This is a genomic window from Xanthocytophaga flava, from assembly GCF_030068545.1.
Lineage (GTDB): Bacteria > Bacteroidota > Bacteroidia > Cytophagales > 172606-1 > Xanthocytophaga > Xanthocytophaga flava.
This window is the reverse complement of the sequence record NZ_JASJOR010000034.1, coordinates 33,870-57,695: the sequence shown is the minus strand read 5'-3', so window position 1 is coordinate 57,695 and position 23,826 is coordinate 33,870. Positions and strand designations below refer to the sequence as shown.

The 23,826-nt window shown below is 39.7% G+C and carries 22 protein-coding genes; 10 read left to right on the top strand and 12 right to left on the bottom strand.

Annotation, left to right across the window (positions count from 1 at the left end; all coding sequences use genetic code 11):
* Window positions 1-7: 7 nt before the first annotated feature.
* Window positions 8-331, top strand: a complete 324-nt coding sequence (locus QNI15_RS32555; RefSeq protein ID WP_314035967.1) for a hypothetical protein — start codon at window positions 8-10, stop codon at window positions 329-331.
* A 5-nt stretch (window positions 332-336) separates the two neighbouring features.
* Window positions 337-1,449 carry an AAA family ATPase gene (locus QNI15_RS32550; protein ID WP_314035965.1) on the top strand — a complete coding sequence of 371 codons (1,113 nt, stop codon included), beginning with the start codon at window positions 337-339 and terminating at the stop codon, window positions 1,447-1,449.
* Window positions 1,450-1,495: 46 nt separating this feature from the next.
* Here the strand turns inward: QNI15_RS32550 and QNI15_RS32545 are convergent, their stop codons facing one another.
* Genes QNI15_RS32545 through QNI15_RS32535 form a run of 3 tightly spaced genes read right to left on the bottom strand, consistent with a single transcriptional unit; the run spans window position 1,496 to window position 2,919 of the window.
* Window positions 1,496-1,891 (bottom strand): VOC family protein, encoded by a 396-nt coding sequence (locus QNI15_RS32545; RefSeq protein ID WP_314003958.1) that lies wholly within the window; start codon window positions 1,889-1,891, stop codon window positions 1,496-1,498.
* Between the two features lie 6 nt (window positions 1,892-1,897).
* Window positions 1,898-2,572 (bottom strand): NAD-dependent epimerase/dehydratase family protein, encoded by a 675-nt coding sequence (locus QNI15_RS32540; protein WP_314035963.1) that lies wholly within the window; start codon window positions 2,570-2,572, stop codon window positions 1,898-1,900.
* 11 nt (window positions 2,573-2,583) lie between these two features.
* Window positions 2,584-2,919 carry a winged helix-turn-helix domain-containing protein gene (locus tag QNI15_RS32535; protein WP_314035961.1) on the bottom strand — a complete coding sequence of 112 codons (336 nt, stop codon included), beginning with the start codon at window positions 2,917-2,919 and terminating at the stop codon, window positions 2,584-2,586.
* Window positions 2,920-3,162: 243 nt separating this feature from the next.
* On the opposite strand from QNI15_RS32535, the gene QNI15_RS32530 reads away from it, so the two are divergent.
* The 5 genes from QNI15_RS32530 to QNI15_RS32510 all read left to right on the top strand — a co-directional run bounded on the left by QNI15_RS32530 (window position 3,163) and on the right by QNI15_RS32510 (window position 8,234).
* Complete coding sequence (locus QNI15_RS32530) at window positions 3,163-3,699, top strand: pyridoxamine 5'-phosphate oxidase family protein (protein WP_314003950.1); 537 nt, start codon at window positions 3,163-3,165, stop codon at window positions 3,697-3,699.
* Window positions 3,700-3,792: 93 nt separating this feature from the next.
* Window positions 3,793-4,422, top strand: a complete 630-nt coding sequence (locus tag QNI15_RS32525; RefSeq protein ID WP_314035959.1) for a GyrI-like domain-containing protein — start codon at window positions 3,793-3,795, stop codon at window positions 4,420-4,422.
* Between the two features lie 696 nt (window positions 4,423-5,118).
* Window positions 5,119-6,798 (top strand): tetratricopeptide repeat protein, encoded by a 1,680-nt coding sequence (locus QNI15_RS32520; RefSeq protein ID WP_314003944.1) that lies wholly within the window; start codon window positions 5,119-5,121, stop codon window positions 6,796-6,798.
* 94 nt (window positions 6,799-6,892) lie between these two features.
* On the top strand, window positions 6,893-7,792 hold the full coding sequence (locus QNI15_RS32515; protein WP_314035957.1) for a LysR substrate-binding domain-containing protein: 900 nt from the start codon (window positions 6,893-6,895) through the stop codon (window positions 7,790-7,792).
* 79 nt (window positions 7,793-7,871) lie between these two features.
* Complete coding sequence (locus tag QNI15_RS32510) at window positions 7,872-8,234, top strand: 4Fe-4S dicluster domain-containing protein (protein WP_314035955.1); 363 nt, start codon at window positions 7,872-7,874, stop codon at window positions 8,232-8,234.
* Window positions 8,235-8,277: 43 nt separating this feature from the next.
* Here QNI15_RS32510 and QNI15_RS32505 read toward each other — a convergent pair whose 3' ends face one another.
* The 5 genes from QNI15_RS32505 to QNI15_RS32485 all read right to left on the bottom strand — a co-directional run bounded on the left by QNI15_RS32505 (window position 8,278) and on the right by QNI15_RS32485 (window position 15,092).
* A complete protein-coding gene (locus QNI15_RS32505; protein WP_313987133.1) occupies window positions 8,278-9,072 on the bottom strand; it encodes an AraC family transcriptional regulator in 795 nt (264 codons plus the stop codon).
* A gap of 21 nt (window positions 9,073-9,093) precedes the next feature.
* On the bottom strand, window positions 9,094-9,897 hold the full coding sequence (locus tag QNI15_RS32500; protein WP_313987132.1) for an SDR family oxidoreductase: 804 nt from the start codon (window positions 9,895-9,897) through the stop codon (window positions 9,094-9,096).
* 313 nt (window positions 9,898-10,210) lie between these two features.
* A complete protein-coding gene (locus QNI15_RS32495; RefSeq protein WP_313987131.1) occupies window positions 10,211-10,795 on the bottom strand; it encodes a hypothetical protein in 585 nt (194 codons plus the stop codon).
* 1,040 nt (window positions 10,796-11,835) lie between these two features.
* Window positions 11,836-12,663 carry a DUF4249 domain-containing protein gene (locus QNI15_RS32490; RefSeq protein ID WP_314035953.1) on the bottom strand — a complete coding sequence of 276 codons (828 nt, stop codon included), beginning with the start codon at window positions 12,661-12,663 and terminating at the stop codon, window positions 11,836-11,838.
* 29 nt (window positions 12,664-12,692) lie between these two features.
* Complete coding sequence (locus QNI15_RS32485; protein WP_314035951.1) at window positions 12,693-15,092, bottom strand: TonB-dependent receptor; 2,400 nt, start codon at window positions 15,090-15,092, stop codon at window positions 12,693-12,695.
* A gap of 483 nt (window positions 15,093-15,575) precedes the next feature.
* Here QNI15_RS32485 and QNI15_RS32480 point away from each other — a divergent pair, with 483 nt between their 5' ends.
* A complete protein-coding gene (locus tag QNI15_RS32480; RefSeq protein WP_314003930.1) occupies window positions 15,576-16,733 on the top strand; it encodes a zinc-dependent alcohol dehydrogenase in 1,158 nt (385 codons plus the stop codon).
* Between the two features lie 61 nt (window positions 16,734-16,794).
* On the opposite strand, the gene QNI15_RS32475 is transcribed toward QNI15_RS32480, so the two are convergent.
* The gene (locus QNI15_RS32475) at window positions 16,795-18,219 is read right to left on the bottom strand and encodes a pyridoxal phosphate-dependent decarboxylase family protein (protein ID WP_314035950.1); all 1,425 of its coding nucleotides are present in this window, start codon (window positions 18,217-18,219) and stop codon (window positions 16,795-16,797) included.
* A gap of 21 nt (window positions 18,220-18,240) precedes the next feature.
* Window positions 18,241-18,810, bottom strand: a complete 570-nt coding sequence (locus tag QNI15_RS32470; protein WP_314035949.1) for a DJ-1/PfpI family protein — start codon at window positions 18,808-18,810, stop codon at window positions 18,241-18,243.
* 135 nt (window positions 18,811-18,945) lie between these two features.
* On the opposite strand from QNI15_RS32470, the gene QNI15_RS32465 reads away from it, so the two are divergent.
* Window positions 18,946-20,376, top strand: a complete 1,431-nt coding sequence (locus tag QNI15_RS32465; protein ID WP_314035948.1) for an aminotransferase-like domain-containing protein — start codon at window positions 18,946-18,948, stop codon at window positions 20,374-20,376.
* A gap of 361 nt (window positions 20,377-20,737) precedes the next feature.
* Here QNI15_RS32465 and QNI15_RS32460 read toward each other — a convergent pair whose 3' ends face one another.
* Together QNI15_RS32460 and QNI15_RS32455 are read right to left on the bottom strand one after the other, a co-directional pair.
* A complete protein-coding gene (locus QNI15_RS32460; RefSeq protein ID WP_314035947.1) occupies window positions 20,738-21,184 on the bottom strand; it encodes a DoxX family protein in 447 nt (148 codons plus the stop codon).
* A 183-nt stretch (window positions 21,185-21,367) separates the two neighbouring features.
* The gene (locus QNI15_RS32455) at window positions 21,368-22,225 is read right to left on the bottom strand and encodes a hypothetical protein (RefSeq protein WP_314035946.1); all 858 of its coding nucleotides are present in this window, start codon (window positions 22,223-22,225) and stop codon (window positions 21,368-21,370) included.
* Window positions 22,226-22,896: 671 nt separating this feature from the next.
* On the opposite strand from QNI15_RS32455, the gene QNI15_RS32450 reads away from it, so the two are divergent.
* Entirely contained in the window at window positions 22,897-23,823 is a 927-nt protein-coding gene (locus QNI15_RS32450) for a heme-binding domain-containing protein (protein WP_314035945.1), read from the top strand.
* Window positions 23,824-23,826 lie beyond the last annotated feature (3 nt).

Here is a 23,826-nt window from a genome sequence, read left to right as displayed (position 1 = left end):
GATCAGAATGAAAACAAGAATTATGTATATAGAGCGGAAAGCAGAGAGTCTTACAGGAGATGCACGTATTGGAAAAGTAACTTTCTCTAAATCAGGAAAAAGTTTGTATTATAATGGAATGCATTTTCAGAGATTCTCTGGCTTTAAAGCCAATTATTATGAGAGTGAAACAGGAGAGGAATATTGGATCTCCGGTTGCAGAAAAGATGGAGCAGATCGACTATATGGTGAACGGTTACCTATCGAAATTGACAGAGATATACAGGAAGAGTATTGGATATCCATTCGCAATTTGCCTCAGTGTAAATATATTTCAGTAATTAATGGATGAATGCTATGAATGTTTTGCAAAAAGAACTGGCAGAGTTTGCTATTGTCAGAAAGTACCAGAGTCGGTTTGACTGGATGAAGAATACCCCTCAGGATTCTGTGCATCACCAGGAAGGAAATGTATATATCCATACGGAGATGGTACTAAATGCCCTGCTGAGTTTACCTGAATTTCAGGAGTTGTCAGAGTATGAACAACGTATACTTACTTATACTGCGGTCTTTCATGACATCTGCAAACCAGACACTATGCAAACCTGGCCAGGAGAAGCTGGTCGTATTTCTCATCCGCGCCATGCACTGAGGGGTGCAACCCTGACACGTCAGATTCTGGATAAAGAAAACGAGTCGCTGGATTTTATTTCCAAAGTATATTCACTGGTACGTTTTCATGGCTATCCATTTTGGGTGTTAAATCGTGAAAACCCACTGAAAGATGCTATCCGGCTGAGTCTGTTAACGAATACAAAATGGTTATATATTTTTGCCAAAGCTGATTTACTGGGACGGATTTGTAATACACATAATGAGATGTTGTATAATCTGGAGCTTTTTAGAGAGTTTTGTATAGAGCACAATATCTATGGCGAAACCAAACAGTTTGCATCAGAGTATGATCGGTTTCATTACTTTAATGTAGATAGTGCTTATCCTGATACACAACTGTATCCAGACTATGCGTTGAACATCTATCTGATGTGTGGATTGCCAGCAGCTGGTAAGGACAGTTATCTGAGAAAACATCTGACCGATTTGCCTCAGGTACATCTGGACGGCATTCGGGAAGAATTTGATATTGATCCAACTGATAATCAGGGACAGGTAATTCAAATTAGCAGAGAACGAAGCAAGGAGTTTTGTCGTAAACGGCAGTCTTTTGTCTGGAATGCTACCAATATCAATGTACAGATCAGATCAACTTTGATTGGGATGTGGTTGCCTTATAAGCCAAAGATTCATATTATCCATTTGCATAAAAACATCGGTCAGATTTTATCTGATAATGCAAAACGGGAAGATGAGGCACGGGTACCTGACAGTAAGATTCTGAATATGTTTGAACGATTCGAATTTCCGGATATTACTGAGTGTCATGAATTAAAAGTTATCTCATGTTGACAATATTTTCTGTTGAATAGCTGGAAGAATACCCTTTCCAGCTATTTTATTTTGTAGCTGGCTCAAGCAAGTCCCAGAGATTCCCATACAAATCTTCAAATACGGCTACAGTTCCATACGGTTCTTCTTTAGGTTCTCTCACAAACTGGATCTGATTGGACTTCATCTGATGATAATCCCGCCAGAAGTTATCTGTATATAAAAACAAAAATACCCGCCCTCCTGTCTGGTTACCAATGTAGCGTGCTTGTTGCTCTGTTGCCGCTTTAGCAAGTAGCAGACTACAACCTGTAGAATTAGGAGGTGCTACCACTATCCATCGTTTGGTTTCGCTGAGTGGAGTATCTTCAAGTAGCGAGAAATGCAGTTTCTCTGTGTAAAAGGCAATCGCCTCATCATACTCCTCTACCAGCAATGTCACAAGAGCAAGGTGTTGCTGCATATATAATCAGACAGGTTTTGCCAGAATTAGAATATCTTTCACTTCGATAACAGACTTGTGATATCCACGGGATACTACATGTATCATAGCCAGACCTAGTTCACTGAGTGTAGTAACGAAATTAGGAAATGCAAATTTCCAGAAAGGATATAGCCAGTCTACGTATTTATAATAGGGAAGAGTATACTTCAACCCTTTAGTTGGTTGCATGTAACCAGGGCGAAAATTATATACCGCCTTGAAGGGAAGTTTCGTCAGGTCATTTTCTGTTTTGCCTTTCACTCTGGCCCACATTGATCTGCCTTTTTCTGTGCTGTCTGTTCCACTGCCAGAAATATAACAGAATGTCATGTCCGGATTAGCTTTACTGAGTATCTGAGCTACATGTAGGGTTAAGGTGTAGGTTAGCTTGTAGTACTCAGGTTCTTTCATTCCCACAGAAGATACTCCCAGACAGAAGAAACAGGCATTATATCCGTTAAGCTGATTTTCTATAGGAGTAATGTCCAGAAAGTTAGTATGAATGATTTCTTTCAGTTTCGGATGTGTTACACCAGAAGGCTTGCGTGCAATAACCAGAACAGATTCAACATCCGGATGTTGCAAGCATTCATGGAGTACACCTTCTCCCACCATTCCGGTGGCACCTGTGACAATGGCTTTGATTTTTTGATTCATCATAATACTACAAATCAGAATGGTATATGTTCAGATTCGATACACATAAATTCTGTGAAACGTTTGTGGAGTTCTTTGTAAAAAGCCAGATACTTCTCACCTTCTTCTGAAACTATGGCACCACCTCCTTTCTCTCCACCTGTCTGAGTAATCACCAATGGCTTGCTGGCCTGAGTATTCATAGAGCTTACCAGCTCCCATGCACGTTTGTATGACATTTGCATCGCCTTTGCCGCCTGCGAGATAGAGCCTGTCCGCTGAATATGTTCCAGAAGTTCCATGCGTCCAATACCCATAAAACGTTCCTCTCCTTCAATCCATATTCGGCCATTTAGTTTAAATTTTTGCATCGGAATGTATAGTAAGCAGTCTGTTGCAAAAATAGAATAAAATGGCAGTTTCCTGCTGTGAGATATCTTTTATTGTTGCTACTGAAAGCAAAGACGGGTAAACAATAAATATATTTTGATAAGAAATGATTTTATGAAATATCTATATGGGTATCAAAGAAATAGATCGCAGAGAGTAGCAATAGATAATTTGCTCTTTGTATTTTTGAAGCTACAGATCAATTCGACTTTAACAATACACATATGGGAAAGCAATTTGCTGAAATTGATGCATCGACAAGAGAATTTATTGAGAATCAAAAAATATTCTTTGTAGGTACAGCGGCTCCCGATGGTAGAGTCAATGTCTCTCCCAAAGGAATGGACACATTACGGGTACTGGGAAGTAATCGGGTTGTTTGGTTGAACCTGACAGGAAGTGGAAATGAAACTGCCGCCCATCTGCAGGAAAGTAATCGTATGACTCTGATGTTTTGTGCTTTTGAGGGGAAACCCAATATTCTGCGATTATATGGAACCGCTTCCCTTGTCTATGCAAAAGATGATGCATGGGCCGACTTAATTGCATTGTTTCCACCTATTGCAGGTGCCCGTCAGATTATTGATGTATCGGTTGACCTTGTACAGTCTTCCTGTGGAATGGCTGTTCCTTTTATGGATTTTCAATCTGAAAGAGAAGAGTTAATGCATTGGGCAGAGAAACAAGGGCCTGAGAAGATAGAAGAATACTGGAACCGGAAAAACAGATACAGCTTAGATGGAAAACCTACAGGCATGTAGAACCAGAGAACAATAATCCTGTTTGATTCACCCTGCTGACATAGGGCTGTCATATCCTGTATTTTCTTTGTGTCTTCACTCTATCCGGAAATTATGGAAAAGACAGACCTTACCAAAGAAGACAAAGCATATTACTCAGCAGGACTACTTCCTGAGCTAGTCAAAATCCCTCGGAAAAATTTCTTAGCTATTGAAGGGAAAGGCGATCCTTCCTCAACGCATTATGCAGAACACCTACAGGCTTTGTACAGTGTAGCGTATGGCATAAAATTTCATACAAAAAAACAACAGAAAGATTTTGTGGTTCCTAAACTGGAAAGCTTGTTGTGGTTTGATACAGAGAAATATTCGGACCTGGATGCTGCTCAGACTCCTGTGATGGTTCCTCGTGTAGAATGGCAATGGAAGTTGTTGATTCAACTACCAGGCTTCGTCACAGAGAATGATATAGATACGGTGAAGGAAGCTGTCTGGCAAAAGAAAAAAACAAGTCTTGTCAAACAGGTTGTAGGATTTCAGTATGAAGAAGGTACTGTAGTCCAGATACTACATGTAGGGCCTTTCTCGGATGAACCCAGAAGTCTGGAAAAAATAATGGCTTTTGCTGTAGAGCATAATCTGCAGAAAGCAGGAGAACATCATGAAATCTATTTATCAGATTTTAGGAAAACGTTACCAGAGAAACTAAAAACCATACTGAGAGAGCCTGTCAAGATCCCATAACTCAACGCTAGCCTGCTAGAAGGGTATTTAATAACAGAGATTTTGCCTGTTAATTTTTCCCGTTCGTGGTAATGAAAATGTAGTAAATATATTTTTTTTTCTCTAAGTATGTGTATATTTTGACATTCATAAGAGAGAAGCAATTTTTACATCTCTCTTCTGTTTCCTTCTCTGAGCAGTAGCTATAGAATATTCTTAAACATACATATGATAATGTATGTGTGTAGATCAGTTTTGATTATGAGAGATTTAGTCTGAAAATACAGTAATGATTTTGCAGATAATACGAGTGCCTGCAAGTATACTTCTGTTACCACGGTTGCTTTTTTGGACAGCTATTCTTTTTAGGGATCTTATCAGGTAAGATAATCTCTCTTTTTAAGATGGGAATCCGCATTTTGCTTGCCATTATTGTAGAATTGAAAAATGCTCTGACAATCATTTCTCTATAAGTAAATCTGTCAGTCTTGATACTATAAATAATGTAGCTTGTTTGTGGATATATCTTTCCTTTATTCAGGATAGGATAACTTTTTATGCCTATTTATATAGCTATAGATTCTAAAAGTTTTCTGATCATATTTTTAAGATTATTCAATCCTCCAGTTTTGGTAGAATATGAGGGTATTTGGTTTCATTTTGATTGTATTCTTTTTGGGGGTTGAAAGTAAGGCTATATCTGTTTCTTCTGATAGTTTGTCAAAAGAACTTTTAGTGCTGGAACCCAGAGAGTATAGTGACTTTTTCTTTTCAGTGGATATTCGGCTAAAGGAGTTGCCTCTGGATAGTGCTTTGGCTTTGGTAGCTGAGTTGAAGGCAAATACAGAGAATTTGAGTGATGTTCGGATTCCTTACTATTTTGGACGTACCATAAGCAGATTATTTAAGGCAAAAAAGAAATATCATAGTGCAGATAGTGTACTGCAACAGACTCTTCTCTATACACAGGAACAGCAACTAAACTATGAAGAGCCAGAAACCTTAAAGGATCTTGGTGACTTATATAGTGACATTTATAAATATTCTGAGTCCATAGACTATTTGAAACAAGCCTATCAGCTGTATTATAAGTGGGGGTATATCCGATTAGCTGCATTAATGCAATCAAAACTGGGATTAATCAGCTATCATGCCAAAGAAGGAAATAGTGTTCCTTATTTTTTACAGGCGATACATCTGGGTAAAGACTCTCTGACAAAGCGGGAGCTGATTAATGATTATAATTCAATAGGCATGGTCTATGAGGAAGGTAAACAGTATCAAAGGTCTATTGACTATTATAAAAAGGCACTTGCACTGGCAACTACCTATAAAGATTCTGTCTGGATTGGACTAACTATGGGTAATATCGGCCAGGTGCTGGTTCTGACTGGAAAGTATGATGAAGCGATGGCGTATCTGGTATATGATTTGAACAGCAGTATCCACTACAATGAACTTGCCTCAGCAGCTTCCACTGCTCGCTCTATTGCAGAAATATATCTGCATAAAAACCAAAGATCTATGGGCCTTTATTATCTCCAAAAAGGATTGGAGCTGGCACTAAAAGGGCATGGAACAACTTCGAAGAAGAAAATATATTTATTATTATCAGAGTTTTATGAACAGGAAAAAGCTTTTCAGAAAGCACACTACTATCTGAAACTTTTCACTCAGATTAATGATTCGCTAGCCCACCATACCCAAGAAATAGAAGCAATAAAGATCCAGTCGGCATTTGATCTGCAGAAACATCGAAGTGCAATCACAACACTACAGATTCTGACCCAGAAAAAAGATCAGTTATACATCGGATTGGGAATTGTCATAATTTTGGTGGCGGCTACTACCATTCTTGGATTACGCATTATGCAGAAGGTCCGATTCAATAAATTGCTGCTACATCAGAAGAGAGAGCTTCAAGAACGAAATACTATGCTGCAACAGCAACAGGAGGAGATAGAAGCGCAGAACGAGGAACTGTTTCAGAGCAGAGAAGAGATAGAGGCTCAACGGGATATATTGACTATCCAAAATCAGGACTTATACCAGGCACATGATATCATTGCCCTTCAGAATGAAGAAATCCGCACACAAAACCAGACACTGGAAGAAGAGGTCAGAAAGCGAACACACAAATTGCTTGAATATAACCATCATCTGGAAGAGCTGGCATTTATGACAGCACATAACCTCCGAACGCCTGTAGCACGTATTCTTGGTTTAGGGGAGGTCTTACGATTTTCCGAGCCGGAAGAAGAACGAATGTATATAGAGAAACTAATCGGAACAACTAAAGAACTGGATCTGGTATTGAAAGATATGAATGCTGTGTTGGAAAAGAAAAAAGGACCTGATGCATTCAAAGAATTTGGAAACATTCAGCAGAATGAATGAATATAATCTGCTATAAGAGTTGAATTATCAACTAGTTGTGGGTTGATTTGTAAATCAATGGTTTCTACATCCCTATAGATTACAATTCACATACATGATCTTTGATTTTAGATTAAAGGTATTTTATACAGTTTCCCAGAAGCTGAGCTTTACGAAAGCCGCCAATGAATTATTTATTACACAGCCAGCTGTAACGAAACATATCAATGAACTGGAGCATCAACTGGGAGTAGCTCTCTTTAAAAGGCATGGGAATAGTATCTCATTAACCCTGCCCGGACAGGTATTGGTGCGATATGCTGAACAGATTTTTCAAATGTACGCTGCTCTGGAAAATGAATTGGCTGAGTTCAGTGCTGAAACAAGTGGAAATATCCGGATTGGCGCCAGTACTACTCTAGCTCAATATGTACTTCCTAAAATTCTTGCTCTGTTTAAATCCACGCATCCTTCTGTCCAGATCAGCTTCTTTACAGGCAACAGCGAACAGATTGAACAGCAGATTATACATGAAAAGATAGATGTGGCACTGGTGGAAGGTATCTCACACCATCCGCAAATTATGTATGAACCGTTTGTAAAAGATGAGATAGTGCTGGTGACCCGAACCAACAACAAATTAGCTGCTAAAGCGGAGACGAAGGCTGAACAACTGCACACCATCCCTCTGGTATTACGGGAACATGGTTCAGGTACATTGGATGTTGTATATCAGGCTCTTGCTCAGATCAACATACACCCAAAAGAACTGAACATTGAAATTCAGCTGGAAAATACTGAAAGCATTAAACAATACCTGATGCATTCTAACTGTGCTGCCTTTCTCTCTATTCATTCGATTACTTCCGAACTACATCAAAACCAACTTAGTATTCTTGATATAAAAAGCCTTGATATTTACCGTACATTTCAATTTATTCAATTGCATGGCCAGACCAATAAACTGGTACTGTTGTTTAAACGTTTTTGCATGAGTCATTATAACTTTAAGTAATAGCCTATAATTTTTTCTGATTAGTAATTGATAGAGATGACGTGTAAACTTGTAAAAGAAAACCTGGAAGAAAAGAAATATGGCTATTATCATAACCGACGATTGCATTAACTGTGGGGCATGTGAACCGGAATGCCCAAATACTGCTATCTACGAAGGAGGTGCGGAGTGGACCTGGGGCGAAGGAACGCAGTTACAGTTTATCGAATTGGAAGACGGCTCCAAACTGGGAGGACGCGATCCTCAGGAACCTGTTTCCAATGACTTCTATTATATCGTACCCGGAAAATGTACAGAGTGCAAAGGATTTCATGAAGAACCTCAATGTGCAGCTGTTTGTCCGGTAGATTGCTGTGTTGAAGACCCTGACTATCAGGAAACAGAAGATGAGTTATTAGCTAAAAAAGCATGGCTGCATAACGAAGATGCTGTAATTGCCTGATAAATAAAAATGTCTGAGATATCATAAGTGTATTAGTTACTTATCACAGAGAGGAAGGGTTCTTTCCGAAAAACTGCTTGAAAGAATACGAGAAATGTGACAGGCTTTCAAAGCCTACCTCCAGGTATACATCTGATGGTTTTAGCTTCTTTTCTCTAATAAGATAATGAGCTTCCTTGAGCCTGCGTTGTTGTATCCAGCGATTAGGAGAGGTATTAAATATCTTTTCAAAGTCTCGTTTGAAAGATGCCAGACTTCTTCCTGTCAGATACGCAAACTTGTCGAGAGAGACATTATATCGGAAATTACGATTCATAAATTCTTCCAGGTCTATTTTTCCTGGAACGCCAAAGTCAAAGAGAATATTTTTTAAGGAAGGATTACATCTTAGCAGTAATAAAATCGCTTCCTGCTTTTTATAGTGTATCAGATCTTCTGTCAATACTTCTTCAAAGTAAGGAAGCAGCGAGTGAAAATAATTTGTTAGCAATACATCCGGGCCTATAGATAAAACAGCTTGCGAAGAAGCATATACTTCTTCGGCAAGCTGTTGCCCTTTACTGGCATTTACTAAAGTTTCATTGTCGAGAAGAATGGTAATAGCAATAAAATGCCCGTCTTTTGCAGGCTGCTTAATAAACTTTCCAAGATTATTTTTTCGCAGCAATACTATATCACCTGCATTGAATGTATCAGTTCGACCACCATCAATGATGGACAGACTTCCAGAGATAATATAGGCTAAATGGTGTTCATGGATAAATTGCTCTCCGGATCGGTTAGCATCTGTATAGGTGGAATAAATAATTCCACCCAGATCTTTGGTTTGTTCTCCCATTGCTGCAAGAGTAGTGTTCTATTAACTCAACAATGCTTTGGCGATTTCTTTTCGAAAAACTTCCGGACCTTGTTGTGCTCTTTGCATAGATAATGTATGTGCATCCGGGCCTGCGAGGTATCTTACTATATCTTTGCCATCAGTAGCTGCTTCATAGGCAACCTCTGCAATTTTCTCAGCAGTTGAGAATTCAAATATAGAAGATCCGGATAGAACCTTCAGCATTTTGTCGAACGTTTCCTGATATGCTTCATGTGTACTTAGATTCATGGATCGTCCGGCAAAATCAGTGGCAATTCCACCTGGAGCAATCGTTTTTACACGAATGTTAAATTCCTGTAATTCAAACGCAAGGCTCTCATTAAATCCTTCCAATGCCCATTTTGTTGCATGGTATAAAGTAGAGAAGGGAACCGTTATCTGACCTCCAATAGAAGTGGTAGTCAGAAACAGGCCATCTCTATTCTCCCGAAAATGAGGTATAAAAGCTTGTGTGACCAGGATTACTCCTATAAGATTTGTATCCAGTTGGCGATGAATCTGTTCCTCTGATGTTCCTTCCAAAGGACCCATAAGACCATAACCTGCATTGTTAAACACTACATCTATTTTTCCAAGTGATATGGCCTTGGCTACTGTTGCATTGATCTGTTTGTGGTCTGTCACATCCATTGGCAAAAGTGTGACATTGGATAGTTGATTCAGATCTGCTTCTTTTTCTGGGGTACGCATCGTTGCAATTACCTTCCAACCTTTGGATGCAAATAATCTGGCAGCAGCCTTTCCAAGTCCACTGGAAGCTCCTGTAATAAAAATAGTCTTCATTGTTTTGGGCTTTATTATTGAAAATAATCTGAGAGCCGGCTTCCCAAACACTTTACAAAAGTAGCATGGGTGAGTGACTTTCGCTTTCGTAAAAAGCTCAGATTATTTTCGTAATTGGCTCATAACTTTTCAAATTATTGAGTAGTGTAGATGATTTTCTCATATAGCCGTGGAGAAGGATTGGTGGGATAGAGAGAATAACTTTAATCAGGAGGTTGAGAAGGGAAGGTATTAAAAACAAAAAGCCCTGGTTATAATACCAGGGCTTGCTGTTGAAGGATCAGATTTATATTTTTTGCAGCTACGCTACTTATTATAATTCTACACGGTTTACTACTTTACCATTTGCTCTCACTTCGATAGCACCTTTAGCATTTTTCAGTTTGCTTAGGTCATAGATACGAGTGAAGCTACCTTTTTGAGATAACGATTCGCTGTGGATAGTTGAACCAAACTGATCATAGATAGATACTTCTACTGCATCCGCTGTGTTACCTACCAGACGTAATTGATATTTATTGCTCTCCAATGCTTTGATTTCAGCTTTACGTACTGCATTTACTGCTACATTGCTATAAGCAAGAGAAAGTTCAGATTTACCAGCCGCATCTTTTACTTCTAATGTATAACTTCCTTCAGGCATGGTAGAGAAGTTATATGGGCGAATAAATCCTTTTTTATCGTTGAAGATTTGTTCCTGTAATACTACTTGTCCATCCTGATTTTTGATGCTTACAGTTACCAGACCTGTTTTTGCTGAAGCATATACTAAGTTATAAACAGATACACGGTTAGTTGTATTGATTGACGCAGTTGAAGCGCTTTCCAGATCATCAGCAGCAAACACATTAGCACTAAGAACCAGACCAAGAGCGAAAGTTAGAATTGACGTTTTCATAGTTTTTCGATAGTTATAAAATGAATGATTTTTTATATAATAATTTTTTTGATTTGCTTTTGAATGTGTGGCTCTTGTCAGAACCAACGATACAAAGGTACTGCAGCTTTGGCATAAAAAAAGTGCAATGGAGTCAGGAAGGGGCTTTCGTAATAAAATTCAAAAAAGTAGTAGACAGGTGTCAAAAATATGCTACCTCTAACTGAGAATAGTGCAATTGTGGATTTGTGTCAGAAAGACATCTCAAAAAAAGAAAGTTATAGTTGGTATGTATGCATACTCCTATGTCCTGAAAATGTACAATCTTTTTCAAGGTAATGTCAAATTTGTTTAGTGAGGTTTTGTATTTATCCAATATGCTATTGGTCGTTTTCTAATAATTTCTTTTAGAAAGGAAAAATAAAAAAAATGTGTAAGTAGGATATAATACAGATCGCTCAAGCTGCTGGAAAAAAATAAATTAGAAGATAAAAGTTCTACAAATTGATGTAAGAAATGTCTGGAATTTGTCAAAAATCGCTTCTATTTGTCACGGTCTTAACAGTTGATAAAAAATATGTATCAGTCTGTTTTTTGTGTAATATGCTGATTGTTAATGTTTTAATTCTATTGTTAAGGGTTTCGTAAAGATATGTGTAGGTGAAAATAGATGTAAGTACTTTTTCAGGGCATGAGAGCCTATAATTCGCTAAAAAGCAGAGATCTGATAGCTTTTGATAAAAATATCCTGAATACACTTTTGCGAAGTATTGTATTCTTTATGGGATGAGTCACTTATTGTGCATTTTTAGAGATTACAGGGGAATTGTATTTATCTTATGTGGTTTTTGTAAAAAATAAATATCCGCTGCTTTTAGAATGACCTGGTGTAGTGTTTATGAAAATTTGTGAACTGGATGATAATAAACAGTTGTGTGATAAAAATAATGGTTCATATACAACTATGTACATGAACCATTAAGTAATAAGATATTATGTGGCTGATTAGCTTGCTGTTAGTGTAAATACTAAATATGCAGTTAAAAAATAATCAGCAGCACTTATTGAATGACAATTTCTTTGCTGGATACACCTGCACCTCCAAACCAACCAACTGCTTTTTTCCCTTTGCTATTGTTGTTATGAATATTAGTGCGTACGTTAGCTGGCGGATTGGAAAATAGTCCTCCGTTATTGATTTGAGCAGAAAGCTCCACATAGTAGCGATAATTGTCTTCTGTAATAGCCCAGTTTTCTCCGCGTATAGTGTCACCCTTCCGAAATGCTTTATCATCATTCATTTGAAGGTCACCGATGTAATTGCCATCTACCAGTTTATCTTCTGCAAAGGTGAGGTCGCCCGGACCACTTAATAACGTATCATTCTGATAAATTTTAAATCTGTAAAAGTCTCCAATACCGACAGGCTCCGGTCCATTGTAATAGATATAATATCCGCTTTCTTCATAAAAGGCTGACTCCTCATGGTATTTCACTGTTAAGGAATCAATAGGGGGCACACGTTTTATCTCTGTCTGAGCCATATATTCCTCTCCATTGGAAAGTATTTTGAGTGTATAGGTATTGCCTACTTTTCCCTGCAAATGCTGAGTCAGGTAAATACCTGGTTCAGATTCTTTTAATGTATCTGTTACACCTTCACTATCGCTGATAATCAATGTGGCTCCGGTTACTTTGGGAGTTTCCTGATTGGTAAAATAGGGTGCTGTTGATGTGAGACGAACTTTATAGGGACCTGGTTGATTGGTTACCCAGCCATCTACAACTAAAAGGGTTTCTCCTTGTTTCAGATCTACATCAATAACATCTTCACAACTGGTTAGCATTACAGACAACAAAATCAGTACGGGCAAAATATATCGTTTCATAGGGAATTCAGATTAAATAATGTATGGAATTAGAATTTAAAGTTATAGGTAACAGAAGGTAGGATAGAACCGAAGATTGACAGGCGGACAGCTTCTGTTTGTATCTTCGAAGCATTGTTTTCGTCGTTTTGGCGGAAATACACAGTAAATGGATTCCGTTTGGCGTATACATTGTAGATCGAGAATACCCATTCACTCTTCCAGCGGTGATGTTCATTCTTGGTAGGTGTTAAGGTTGCTGATAAATCCAGACGATGATAGGCCGGAACACGGTAATTATTGCGTGTGCCCTCTGTATTATGAGGTACTACCAGTGTGCCATCTTCTACCTCGTATCGGGCATTAGGGAAGGTGGTTGCTACACCTGTTGTGTAGGAGAAGTTGCTGGAAAAGCTCCACTTTTTGTTCAATGTATAAATGCCTACTGCAGAGAGAATATGTGTTCTGTCGTATTTGGCTGCATACCATTGAGCTTCTCCTTCTTTGTTCATATTCAGACCGTCAATCTTACGTTCTGAACGGGATAACGTGTAGCTTACCCAGCCTGTTAGCTTGCCTGAGTTTTTCTTAACATATAACTCAAGTCCATACGCACGGCCATCTCCATATAATAAATCACCTTCCAGTTCCTGATTCAGCAATACTTCAGCTCCATCACGATAGTCGATCTGGTTTTTCATGGTTTTGTAAAATACCTCTGCTGAAGTCTCAAACATATTGTTTTTGAAATTGCGGAAATACCCTACGGCTATCTGGTCTGCCAGTTCCGGTTTGATGTTGTTGGTGGTAGGGGACCATACATCCAGTGGTGAAGCTGCTGTGGTGTTGGAGATCAGGTGTACATACTGTGCCATACGATTATAGCTAGCCTTAATGGAACTACGTTCGTTCAGATTATATCGCAAAGAAAAACGAGGCTCTGGATTCGTATAGAAGCTAATAGATTCACCTTTGCCATAGGTTCGCTGGTTTACCGGAACTTTCTTTTCGTTGTTTTCGCCTACATAATCATATACAGTCATAGCTCCCAGGTAGTTATAAGCAGAGAACCGAAGTCCGTATTGCACTGACAACTGAGGAGTGAGCTGTTGTTCATTATCAATATAAGCTGCATATTCAATGGAGTTCTGATGTGCCAGTTCCAATGGGTTAAAGATAGATTCTTCACTTTTTGGAATCGCCTTACCAGGTTCAAACTGATAGCGGATAGCACTTATACCAAATGTAATGGTATTACGGGCATTGAGATAGTACGAAAAATCCGCTTTGCCGCTATAATTATAGATATGAGATGTCCATTCAAAAGCTTGTGATCCACTAAGAACACCCAGCTGATAGTCGTAGTCGCTGTATACAGCTGTAAAGTTGGCAAACATCCGGTCACTAAACAGGTGATTCCAGCGTACTGTACCTGTTTTATTTCCCCAGTTCATTTTGAATCCTCCTGAATTGCCACTGGCATCTTCAAATTTAAAAGCGTCTTTGCCAAAATACCCTGATACAAACAGACGATCTTTGGGACTAAGTGTAAAGTTTACCTTGGCACTCAGATCATAAAAATAAAGCTGGTTGTTTTTGAGATCCTCATCAGAAGATAATTTCAGAAACATGTCTGCATAGGATCGGCGACCTGAGATAATAAATGAACTTTTGTCTTTCTGAATAGGGCCTTCTACTGTGAGGCGGCTGGAAATAGTACCAATTCCCCCAGAAAGACCAAACTTTTTGTTGTTGCCTTCTTTCATCCGTACATCCAGCAGAGAAGAGAGACGTCCTCCATATTGAGCAGGTATACCTCCTTTGATCAGTTTTACATCTTTTACCGCATCTGGATTAAATACAGAAAAGAAGCCCATAAGATGTGAAGAGTTATAGACAGGAGCTTCATCCAGCAGGATCAGATTCTGGTCTACTCCACCACCACGAACATTGAATCCTGAAGCCCCTTCCCCAACCGTACTAACACCAGGTAATAACTGAATACTGCGAACTACATCCACTTCACCTAACAGAGCAGGCATTGACCGGATAGCTTTCATTTCCAGTTTGCTGACACCCATATCCATACTGCGAACGTTGTTATCCGGACGTGTTTCAGTAACAACTACCTCTTGTATCTGTACCTGGTCTGCTGATAGCTGAATATCTATTTTCTGATTTGCCTGCAGGGTGACAGCTTTTTCCTGACTCAGATATCCAATGTATTGATATACCAGGGTGTAGTTTCCCTGAGGGATTGTAAGAGAATAAAATCCATATTCGTTGGTTACAGTGCCGGTAGTTTGTCCTTTGATCTGAACTGTAGCGCCAATGAGGCCTTCTCCATTGGCACCGTCACGCATGTATCCGCTAATAGTAACTCTAGTTTGTGCCCAGCCAGATAGAGTAGTGCCAAGGCAGATAAGAAAAATAAAAATGTGCTGTTTCATAGGTTTTAAAGGCATAGTTTTTCCAGCCCACAGTGTTTTCTGTGAAAAAAGGTTTTAGATAAGAAATAAGGTGTTTAGAAGTACAAGAATGCGCTTGTCTGCATAACCGGACAGACCACAGGAATAAAATCTGACAACATATGAGCCTGCTTCAGGCTGAATGTGTAGAATAATCTAAAAATGGAAATCAGGCATGGCTTACGGATTACTTTATTTAGGTTTTGTATGGTTTGATTACCGGCCAGGTATCACTATGACAGATGTAATCCCCTGTTACCCCCATGTCAGAATAAAAATTTTTTAAAATATTTTTTTAGGGTGAAAATAACAGTGATTCTTGGGCAGAAATGTATAAGAATACACTCTGCTTTTCGGATAAGGGTATTGTTTTTTTAGCAAATTGTGAAATATATGTAGTTGTAGATCAGGTAGTTGTTTTGCTGATCTTATTTTTTCATTTTTTATAAAACCAATTACAATCTCATGAAAGCGCTTGTATTTCACAATCCCAAGGATGTTCGCGTTGAAACAGTCGAAGATCCAAAGGTGAAAGCATCAGATGATGCTATTATCCGGGTTACCTCTACCGCTATTTGTGGTTCAGACCTGCATATCTATAATGGTATGTTTCCACAGCCACGCAATATGATACTAGGTCATGAATTTATGGGTATCGTAGAAGATGTAGGACCTGGGGTTTCTAAACTTAAAAAAGGAGACAGAGTAGTTGTTCCATTTCCGATTGCCTGTGGTCACTGTAAATTCTGTTCTATGGAATTACCTACCCATTGTGAGAATTCTAATCCTGAGCATTATGGTCCGGAGGGAGGATTATTAAAAGGGAAAGGTGGGGCTTTGTTTGGATATACAGACTTGTATGGTGGCTATGATGGAGGACAGGCCGAATATGTGCGGGTGCCCTATGCCAATGTCGGCCCGCGTAAAGTGCCGGAAGGACTTACCGATGAGCAAATCTTATTTATGACAGACATTTTTCCGACAGGCTGGTCAGCTATAGACTGGGCTGAACTGAAAGGGGGAGAAACAGTAGTGGTCTTCGGGTGTGGTCCTGTTGGAATTATGGCACAAAAGTCGGCCTGGATAAAAGGTGCAGGCAGAGTAATCGGAGTGGATATTCAGCCTTATCGCTTAGAGATGGCTAAAAAAGCTGCAAAGGTAGAGACCATAAATGCCAGTGAGGTGGATGTGGTAGATGCTATACGTTCTATGACAGGAGGGTATGGTGCGGATGTATGTGTTGATGCGGTAGGGCTGGAAGCTGAACGCAGCATACTGGAAAAAGCAATGAATGTGATCCAGGTGGAAAAGGGGACTATGAAAGTACTGGAAAAATGTATGGATGCCGTACGGAGAGGAGGAGTGGTAACTGTGGTTGGTGTATATGGTACTACGTTTGATAACTTCCCTTTACATCAGTTTTTTGATAAAGGCATCAAACTAATGGGCGGACAAGCCTGGGTTCATCGGTATATCGACCAACTGATTTCATTGGTTGTAGAAGGTAAGGTAGTGCTTGATGATATCATTACACATAAAGTTTCGCTGAGTGAAGCTCCCAAAATGTATGACATCTTTAATAAGAAGCAAGATAATTGTGTAAAAGTGGTATTGAAACCCTAACAAAACCAGCTTATTGAAAAGCAGAAGGCTCCAGTAGTTAAAAATATTGGAGCCTTCTGCTTTAGGCTGGTATTGAGGTAAACAACAATTGTGATACTACCTGCATCAACTCGGATTTTGTTATCTCCAGATCTTTTTGTGTGGTACGCCAGTTAACCAGTGCGGCCCGCATAGCAGGTATACCTTTGTAAACTGTTGGAGTAAGTACTACCTTTTCATGCTGAACCAGCTTTTCCAGAAACTGATTAACCAGCTTTTGCAGGTTCTCAGTATGAGGAGTGTTTATAGTGAAACATACCACACAGATACGAACAGGCGCAAGCAATGTAAATGCTTCAGATTCTTCTATAAAATCACCTAATTGTTGAGCCAGTGAGATAGTTGTTTCTACAATATCCCGATAGCCATCTCTTCCATAGGCTTTTAGGCTAAACCAGGCTGGCAATGCCCGAAATCGGCGGGAGTTTTCAGGAGTATAATTGATGTAGTTAAAATCAGCTTCCGGATCACCAAGGTACTTGGCGTTGGCATTCTGAAAGACTTCCAGTTGAAGCGATTTGTGACGTGTAAAAATCATGGCAGAATCATAAGGAACATTGAGCCACTTATGGGCATCTATGGTGATAGAGTCTGCTTCCTTCCATCCATTTAATAAGTGGCTATAAACAGGAGTACAGCCTACAAATCCACCGAATGCTGCATCTACATGTAACCAGAAAGGATAGCGATTTCGTAACTGAACAATGGCTGCAATATCGTCGAAGTCAACGGTGTTTACCGTTCCGGCATTGGCTACAACAATGCAGGGTGTGCCTTGCAGAGACTGTAACGCTTCTTCCAGTTTTTGCAGATCAATGGCTTCTCTGTCTGGTTGTGTGGGTATGGTAAGGAGGCTATTGCGTCCCATGCCTAGCATAGCCAGCGATTTCACAGCACTGGCATGAATAGCTGCACTCAATACTTTTAGTTGGGGTAATGTTGCTACTCCTTCCTGTGCTACATTGATCCCTGATTGTTTTCCAACCCATTGTCTGCCCAATGCCAATCCAACAAAATTGGACATGGTTGCTCCTGACACAAAGGTTCCAAAGAAGCTTTCCGGTAGTCCAAAAAGTTGTCTGAGCATATGGATGGTTTCAATCTCTACCTGAGCCGCTGCGCTCTGACTGCTGTTGGTAGAGTTCTGATCGAAAGCACTGGTAAGCCAATCACCTGCCAAAGCTGCGGGGGTAGCGCCTCCTGTGACAAATCCAAAGTATCGCGGTCCTGCTGCTGCTGTAATGCCATCACGGTATGTGTGATGAAACTCTTGCAGCGCGGTAGTAAATCCTTCGCCTTTCTCTGGAATAGTATCTGGTAAGCGTTCCGGAAATGATTTTCCAGGTGCGATGGTCTCTATTTCATTCAGAAAAGACAGAGCATATGCCTGTGTAGTTTGTAAAATAGTGTCCAGCGACTGTAAATCTGTTTGCAATGTAGGGTTCATGGATTACTCAACGAATAGCGATTAATAGATACAGGTTAGTTTGCCAATAGGTTGCACAGAGGCTAGTACACGGTCTTTTGTTTCTGTGCCGACAGCCTTTTCAACCATCCAGCCAACCAGATCCAGAGCGGCCAGACAACCTGCCGCAGTCGCAATGTTTCCATGTACTACCAGTGGTTCTTCGACTACTGTTATACTCATTGATTCCAGTATGTGTTGCACAGAAGGATAGGTAGTAGCTGTGAGTCCATCCAGTAATCCCAAGGCTGCCAACAGCAAGGAACCTGAGCACATAGAGCCAATTAATTGTTTTTCAGGATTGAGTGTAAAGCGGTTCAGATAGGTGGGGTCTTTTATTAGAGAGCGTGTACCTGCTCCACTACTGAAAAAGACAATGTCAGCTGTGTTACATTCTTCGATATCACCATGTACAGTAACAGGTAATCCGGTAGCAGAAGTGTGAACCGCTTTAGTTCCTACAATCCGGATATTCCAGTCAGGATGAATAAGGCGCACCCGGTTAAACAAATCCCAGGGAAGAAATACATCAATGTCTGTACATTGGTCAAAAGCTACAATAGTGACTTTCATAGTGTTGTATTGGATAGGATAAATGAGAAATCAAGACTGCGATTCGTTCTGACAAATTTCTACTTTATCTTTATAGCAGAACAGATACAGTTTTTGTATATTTTTCCATAACAGATTATAATCTTACTTATTCATATGGCTAACTATCTTTATCTGCAGATTGCACAGCGAATAGAAGAGCATATTGAAAATGGAACGTATAAAGCAGGGGAGAAGCTACCTTCTGTACGTAGCATACACGAAGAACAGGGAATCAGTATATCAACAGTACTGGAAGCTTATCACCATCTGGAAGATCGAGGATTAATTGTGGCACAGGAGAAGTCCGGATATTATGTCAGTGGTAAGAGACGTACCAAAGAACAAGTACCTTCTCAGGTGATTCCAGCTCTGAAACCGGAATCTGTAGTAATTGACTCTTTGCTGGAGACAATCATGCAGGAGCGGTTTATCAGAGAAGTGGTTTCTTTTTCGCGGGCTATACCGGGTAATCATCTGATTCCTGGCAAGATTCTGAAACGGAATATGCTGGAGGTGCTTCGTATAGATGAATATGAAGTAATGAATTATACACAGCTTCAGGGGAATGATCGGCTGCGAAATGAAATTGCCAAACGGTCGATGGGGTGGGGTGGAATGCTTACTGCCAGAGATATCTGTATTACATCCGGATGCCTGGAGGCGATTCACCTTGCCTTACGGGCTACTACACAACAGGGAGATATTGTAGCCGTTGAATCACCTTGTTATTATGGGTTTCTGGAAGCTATACAGGGGCTACGGTTGCAGGTTATCGAAATCCCATCCCATGCCCAAACGGGTATTGATCTAAATTATCTGGAAGATGTGTACAAACAATATCCTGTTAAAGCCTGTATTGTTACTCCAAACTTCAGTAATCCTACTGGTTCTTTGATGCCTGATTCAAGCAAGAAAGAACTGGTGGCACTGACTACCCGTTATCAGGTGCCTTTGATTGAAGATGATATTTATGGTGAGCTGTATTTTCAGGGCACACGGCCTACCTCTCTGAAAATGTACGATAAAGAAGACTGGGTGATTGTGTGTTCTTCTTTTTCCAAAACGCTGGCTCCCGGACTTCGGGTAGGCTGGGTGGCAGGGGGGCGTTTTCGCCAGTCTGTTGAACGTCTTAAGTTTATGACCAATATTGCTGCTACGACAGTGGCTCAACTGGTTATAGCCCGTTTGCTGGAAGCCGGTAGTTTTGAGCGACATCTGAAACGAATGCGAAGTAAACTGTTTCTACAAATGACAGAAGTACAAGCTGCTGTAGAAGCGTATTTTCCAGAAGGAACCAGTATCTCTCATCCGCAGGGAGGATATGTGGTATGGATAGAGCTCCCTGAGAAAGTTTCTTCAATGGAACTGTATAAAGTTGCCTTACAGCAAGGGATTGGATTCACTCCCGGACATTTGTTTTCGACAGGCATGGTACACTCACACTTTCTGCGATTAAGCTGTGGCTCTGTAACTAGTGAGCAAACTGAACAGGCTTTAAAGACATTAGGACAACTGGCAAAAGAACTGATAGCGAATCACCAATAAGGATAGTTCTGAATTTCTTACAGGTATTATCTGTGTCTGATTAAAATAAAAAAATATCACTATTTCGATTGTTTTTCAGACTGATCGAAATAGTGATATTCCTGAATAGTGATCAGTATTTTGATATTTCTCTGATCTGACCGGAACTCCAGTCAAACACAAGTTTGAACTAAATTCAGGTCAAATAAAAAAATGACCATTATTCGAATATTTCTTGAAAGTGATCAGTATTCCGGTCAAAAGCAAAAATGATCCGAATACTGATCATTTTTTATTTCCAACTGATAAACCTGTCTCAACTTTTGTTAGATGTGTTTGAACAGAATTCGAATCAGGCTATATAATTATCTTACCAACAGGATTAGCGGGATGCACCTGATACTATCAATTCATTGGGTTGGGCTGTACTGGATTCCTTCTCTTGTGTTGACGCATCCTGTTTAGCAAATGCCATAAGTTTATGATACGATTTATAGGAAACTACCAGGATAGCGAATACTACTAATGGAAATATAGTTTGTCCAGTAAAGCCATCTACTGCCCAGTGACTAACACAGGCACTGATGAGTGTAAATCCAAATCCGGCATACGCCCATTCTTTTACATTACCTTTCACAAACGGCAACACCAGTGCCAAGGCTCCTGCTACTTTAAATACGGTTAACATCACCCTGAAGTAATCCGGATAGCCCAGATGCTGGATCCCTTCTATGGCCAGTTGGGTATGAGACGTTAGGGCAGGCATAAGCCCTTCCAGTAAAAATAAAATTACAGTGGCTGTCCAGTAAATTCGTTTGGTTGTTTTCATGTCCGTATTGTTTTTGATTAATACAAAGTAAGCGAATCCCTGCCACTTTCATGGGGTGCTCTTACGGCATTTTAAAGGGTAGTTTGCGACAAAAAATACAGGTTTATTCTTGCCCAAATGCAAAGGCAGAATAAACCTGTTGATAGCATGTTATAGCAGTATTAACTAGTGATTTTCTAGTACTTACTGGTAGAAATAAGTGAATGAGTAGGGTCCCGCAACAGTTGCATTTGTAGCAAGGTTTACGGCAGTCATCTGATTGGCATATCCGTAATTTTCATAGCCATATGTTATCTTAGCATTATAGGCGCTAGCTGTATTCAAAGGGGTAAATGTATAGGCTGTTACATTATTCTTATAGGAGAGCCATTGTGCTGGTGAATTCTGCAAACCCCAATTCATGGTAATGAGCCACCAGAGTGCGATATTGCCATTGACAGACGACCAGGGTGTCAACTTGGTGTCATACCCTGTTGCCTGAATAGTATAGTGGCCTCCTCCTGCAGTCTGAACCAGTGACATTTTGTCGAGATTGCCATTGGATAAATAGGTAAACTGATAATTGTTATATCCACCTGCATAACCGCATCCTAGCGTACTGATTCGGTTGGATGCATCATAGGTAATAGAGTTACTAAATACATAACTTCCATTCACTGTAAAATTACATCCTGTGATCTTTCCGGCAGCATTGGTAGAAACGTTGATGATAGCGCCGTCTTCGCGTTTAACCTGTTGCAAAAAACCTGTTGTGTTATTGTATATGAAAGACCAGGTATGTGTAGTGGCTCCATCTGTTACCTTCGATAAATTAGGCCTGGTGCTTCCTGAGCGATAGGCAAAGGTAATGGACTTATCACTGGCCAGCGTAATTTTGGATAGATACCCCTGATCAATGAGGATAATGTCCGGACTGATTCTTGAACTTGCGTCTGATGTCTGAGGTTTGATTTCATTGTCTTTCTGACAGGCGGTGAGCAGAAACAGAACCAATAGAAAGGCTCCCTGAAATACGTTTGTTTTGATGTGAAAAGTTTTCATAAGATTTAGGAAGAAAAGTGAAATAATTAGAGAACTGCTTAGGATTGTTTCTCTGATAGAATGATCAGAGAACATAACAAAGGTAAGATTACTATAAAGCGTATTCAAGACATGAATATGTGTAAATGCTTATGAACGAGGTTGATATGAAAATAAATTTGCTGACAACTACATTATTACCATGTTGTCAGAAAGGAAAATTTAAGGGAGAAACGTTTGCAAAGGGAAGGACTCTAAAGTCTATAAATGACTCAATAAAAGCCACATAATTATGTGTGGATTACAGATGGAACAAAAGAGTAGTTTACTTAAAATGTAAATGCAGGATGTTTGAGTGAACTGCCAAATTTGAATCCAGCTTACTTGCTATAGATTTACACATCATTCTTTCTTGAGAATAGGAAACTTAATGGATAGACAAAAACTGACGTTAAGTCGGCCAATTTGTCGTTTAAAGCCGGAAATGAATAAATCGCATTGTTGCAGTATTCTAGGTTTTAACATCTGGACGATCAAGTAGCCCAGTTGCAAATCTAAGTTGAGATTGGAGCCAGATGGCCTTTTAAATTGCCGGATTGAGTGTTCAATTCGCCAGTTTTAAGGTTTTACACTTTATTCTTTGGAAAACTTATTTATCCTTTGTACTGTCATTCAATTACTGATTTAGATTTATGAAGAGAATAATCATCATTTCAGCCTTATTCCTTGGCGGGGTTTTTGCGATTATGCAGCTATTCCGGCCAAAGATTGAAAATCCACCTGTTACACATGATTTTACGGCACCACTGCAAGTGAAGAATATTTTGGTTCGAGCATGCTATGATTGTCATTCGAATGAAACTAATCTTCGCTGGTATGACCAGATTCAACCAATTTATTCGACGGTGTCGAACCACATTAAAGATGGTAGAAAGGTTTTGAATTTTTCCGAGTGGGATAAATTAGCTAAGCCAGATCAAAAGGCGAAACTTTGGGAATCCATCAACCAAATTGAACAAGGAGCAATGCCAATAGCAAGTTACTCGTTTGTTCATCAGGATTCCCATGTTTCAGCGCAAGATCTGTCGATTCTTAAAAACTATTTACAGGGAATGGTTAAAAGAGATATAGGTGATACCTCAAAGTTGAATGATTTACACAAACAATATCACTCTAATGCAGGTTCAGACGAGACACTTCCCAAGTCTTTAAATGGCATTACCTATATTCCTGACTACAAGAACTGGCAGGTCATCAGCACATCCGAGCGATTTGACAACAGTACTATAAGAATTATTTATGGTAATGATATCGCGATAAAAGCTGTAAGATCGCATAACATCAATCCATGGCCAGACGGAACTATCTTCGCCAAAGCTGCTTGGGATGAACTTGAAGATAAAGACGGAAATGTTAAGACCGGGGCATTTAAGCAAGTTGAATATATGATCAAGGACAGCAAACGCTTTTCCAAAACAAGCGGTTGGGGCTTTGCCCGCTTTAAAACGCCTAAGCTGGTTCCCTACGGCAAAACTATACTGTTTACACAAGAATGTATCAACTGTCATAAGCCTATGAGCGGTAATGACCTGGTATTCACTTTTCCTATTAAAAATTAACTC

Coding starts and splice junctions, on each gene's coding strand:
- QNI15_RS32555 (WP_314035967.1), top strand. CDS start 8: ATGAAAACAAGAATTATGTATATAGAGCGGAAAGCAGAGAGTCTTACA.
- QNI15_RS32550 (WP_314035965.1), top strand. CDS start 337: ATGAATGTTTTGCAAAAAGAACTGGCAGAGTTTGCTATTGTCAGAAAG.
- QNI15_RS32545 (WP_314003958.1), bottom strand. CDS start 1,891: ATGCAGCAACACCTTGCTCTTGTGACATTGCTGGTAGAGGAGTATGAT.
- QNI15_RS32540 (WP_314035963.1), bottom strand. CDS start 2,572: ATGATGAATCAAAAAATCAAAGCCATTGTCACAGGTGCCACCGGAATG.
- QNI15_RS32535 (WP_314035961.1), bottom strand. CDS start 2,919: ATGCAAAAATTTAAACTAAATGGCCGAATATGGATTGAAGGAGAGGAA.
- QNI15_RS32530 (WP_314003950.1), top strand. CDS start 3,163: ATGGGAAAGCAATTTGCTGAAATTGATGCATCGACAAGAGAATTTATT.
- QNI15_RS32525 (WP_314035959.1), top strand. CDS start 3,793: ATGGAAAAGACAGACCTTACCAAAGAAGACAAAGCATATTACTCAGCA.
- QNI15_RS32515 (WP_314035957.1), top strand. CDS start 6,893: ATGATCTTTGATTTTAGATTAAAGGTATTTTATACAGTTTCCCAGAAG.
- QNI15_RS32510 (WP_314035955.1), top strand. CDS start 7,872: ATGGCTATTATCATAACCGACGATTGCATTAACTGTGGGGCATGTGAA.
- QNI15_RS32505 (WP_313987133.1), bottom strand. CDS start 9,072: ATGGGAGAACAAACCAAAGATCTGGGTGGAATTATTTATTCCACCTAT.
- QNI15_RS32500 (WP_313987132.1), bottom strand. CDS start 9,897: ATGAAGACTATTTTTATTACAGGAGCTTCCAGTGGACTTGGAAAGGCT.
- QNI15_RS32495 (WP_313987131.1), bottom strand. CDS start 10,795: ATGAAAACGTCAATTCTAACTTTCGCTCTTGGTCTGGTTCTTAGTGCT.
- QNI15_RS32490 (WP_314035953.1), bottom strand. CDS start 12,663: ATGAAACGATATATTTTGCCCGTACTGATTTTGTTGTCTGTAATGCTA.
- QNI15_RS32485 (WP_314035951.1), bottom strand. CDS start 15,092: ATGAAACAGCACATTTTTATTTTTCTTATCTGCCTTGGCACTACTCTA.
- QNI15_RS32480 (WP_314003930.1), top strand. CDS start 15,576: ATGAAAGCGCTTGTATTTCACAATCCCAAGGATGTTCGCGTTGAAACA.
- QNI15_RS32475 (WP_314035950.1), bottom strand. CDS start 18,219: ATGAACCCTACATTGCAAACAGATTTACAGTCGCTGGACACTATTTTA.
- QNI15_RS32470 (WP_314035949.1), bottom strand. CDS start 18,810: ATGAAAGTCACTATTGTAGCTTTTGACCAATGTACAGACATTGATGTA.
- QNI15_RS32465 (WP_314035948.1), top strand. CDS start 18,946: ATGGCTAACTATCTTTATCTGCAGATTGCACAGCGAATAGAAGAGCAT.
- QNI15_RS32460 (WP_314035947.1), bottom strand. CDS start 21,184: ATGAAAACAACCAAACGAATTTACTGGACAGCCACTGTAATTTTATTT.
- QNI15_RS32455 (WP_314035946.1), bottom strand. CDS start 22,225: ATGAAAACTTTTCACATCAAAACAAACGTATTTCAGGGAGCCTTTCTA.
- QNI15_RS32450 (WP_314035945.1), top strand. CDS start 22,897: ATGAAGAGAATAATCATCATTTCAGCCTTATTCCTTGGCGGGGTTTTT.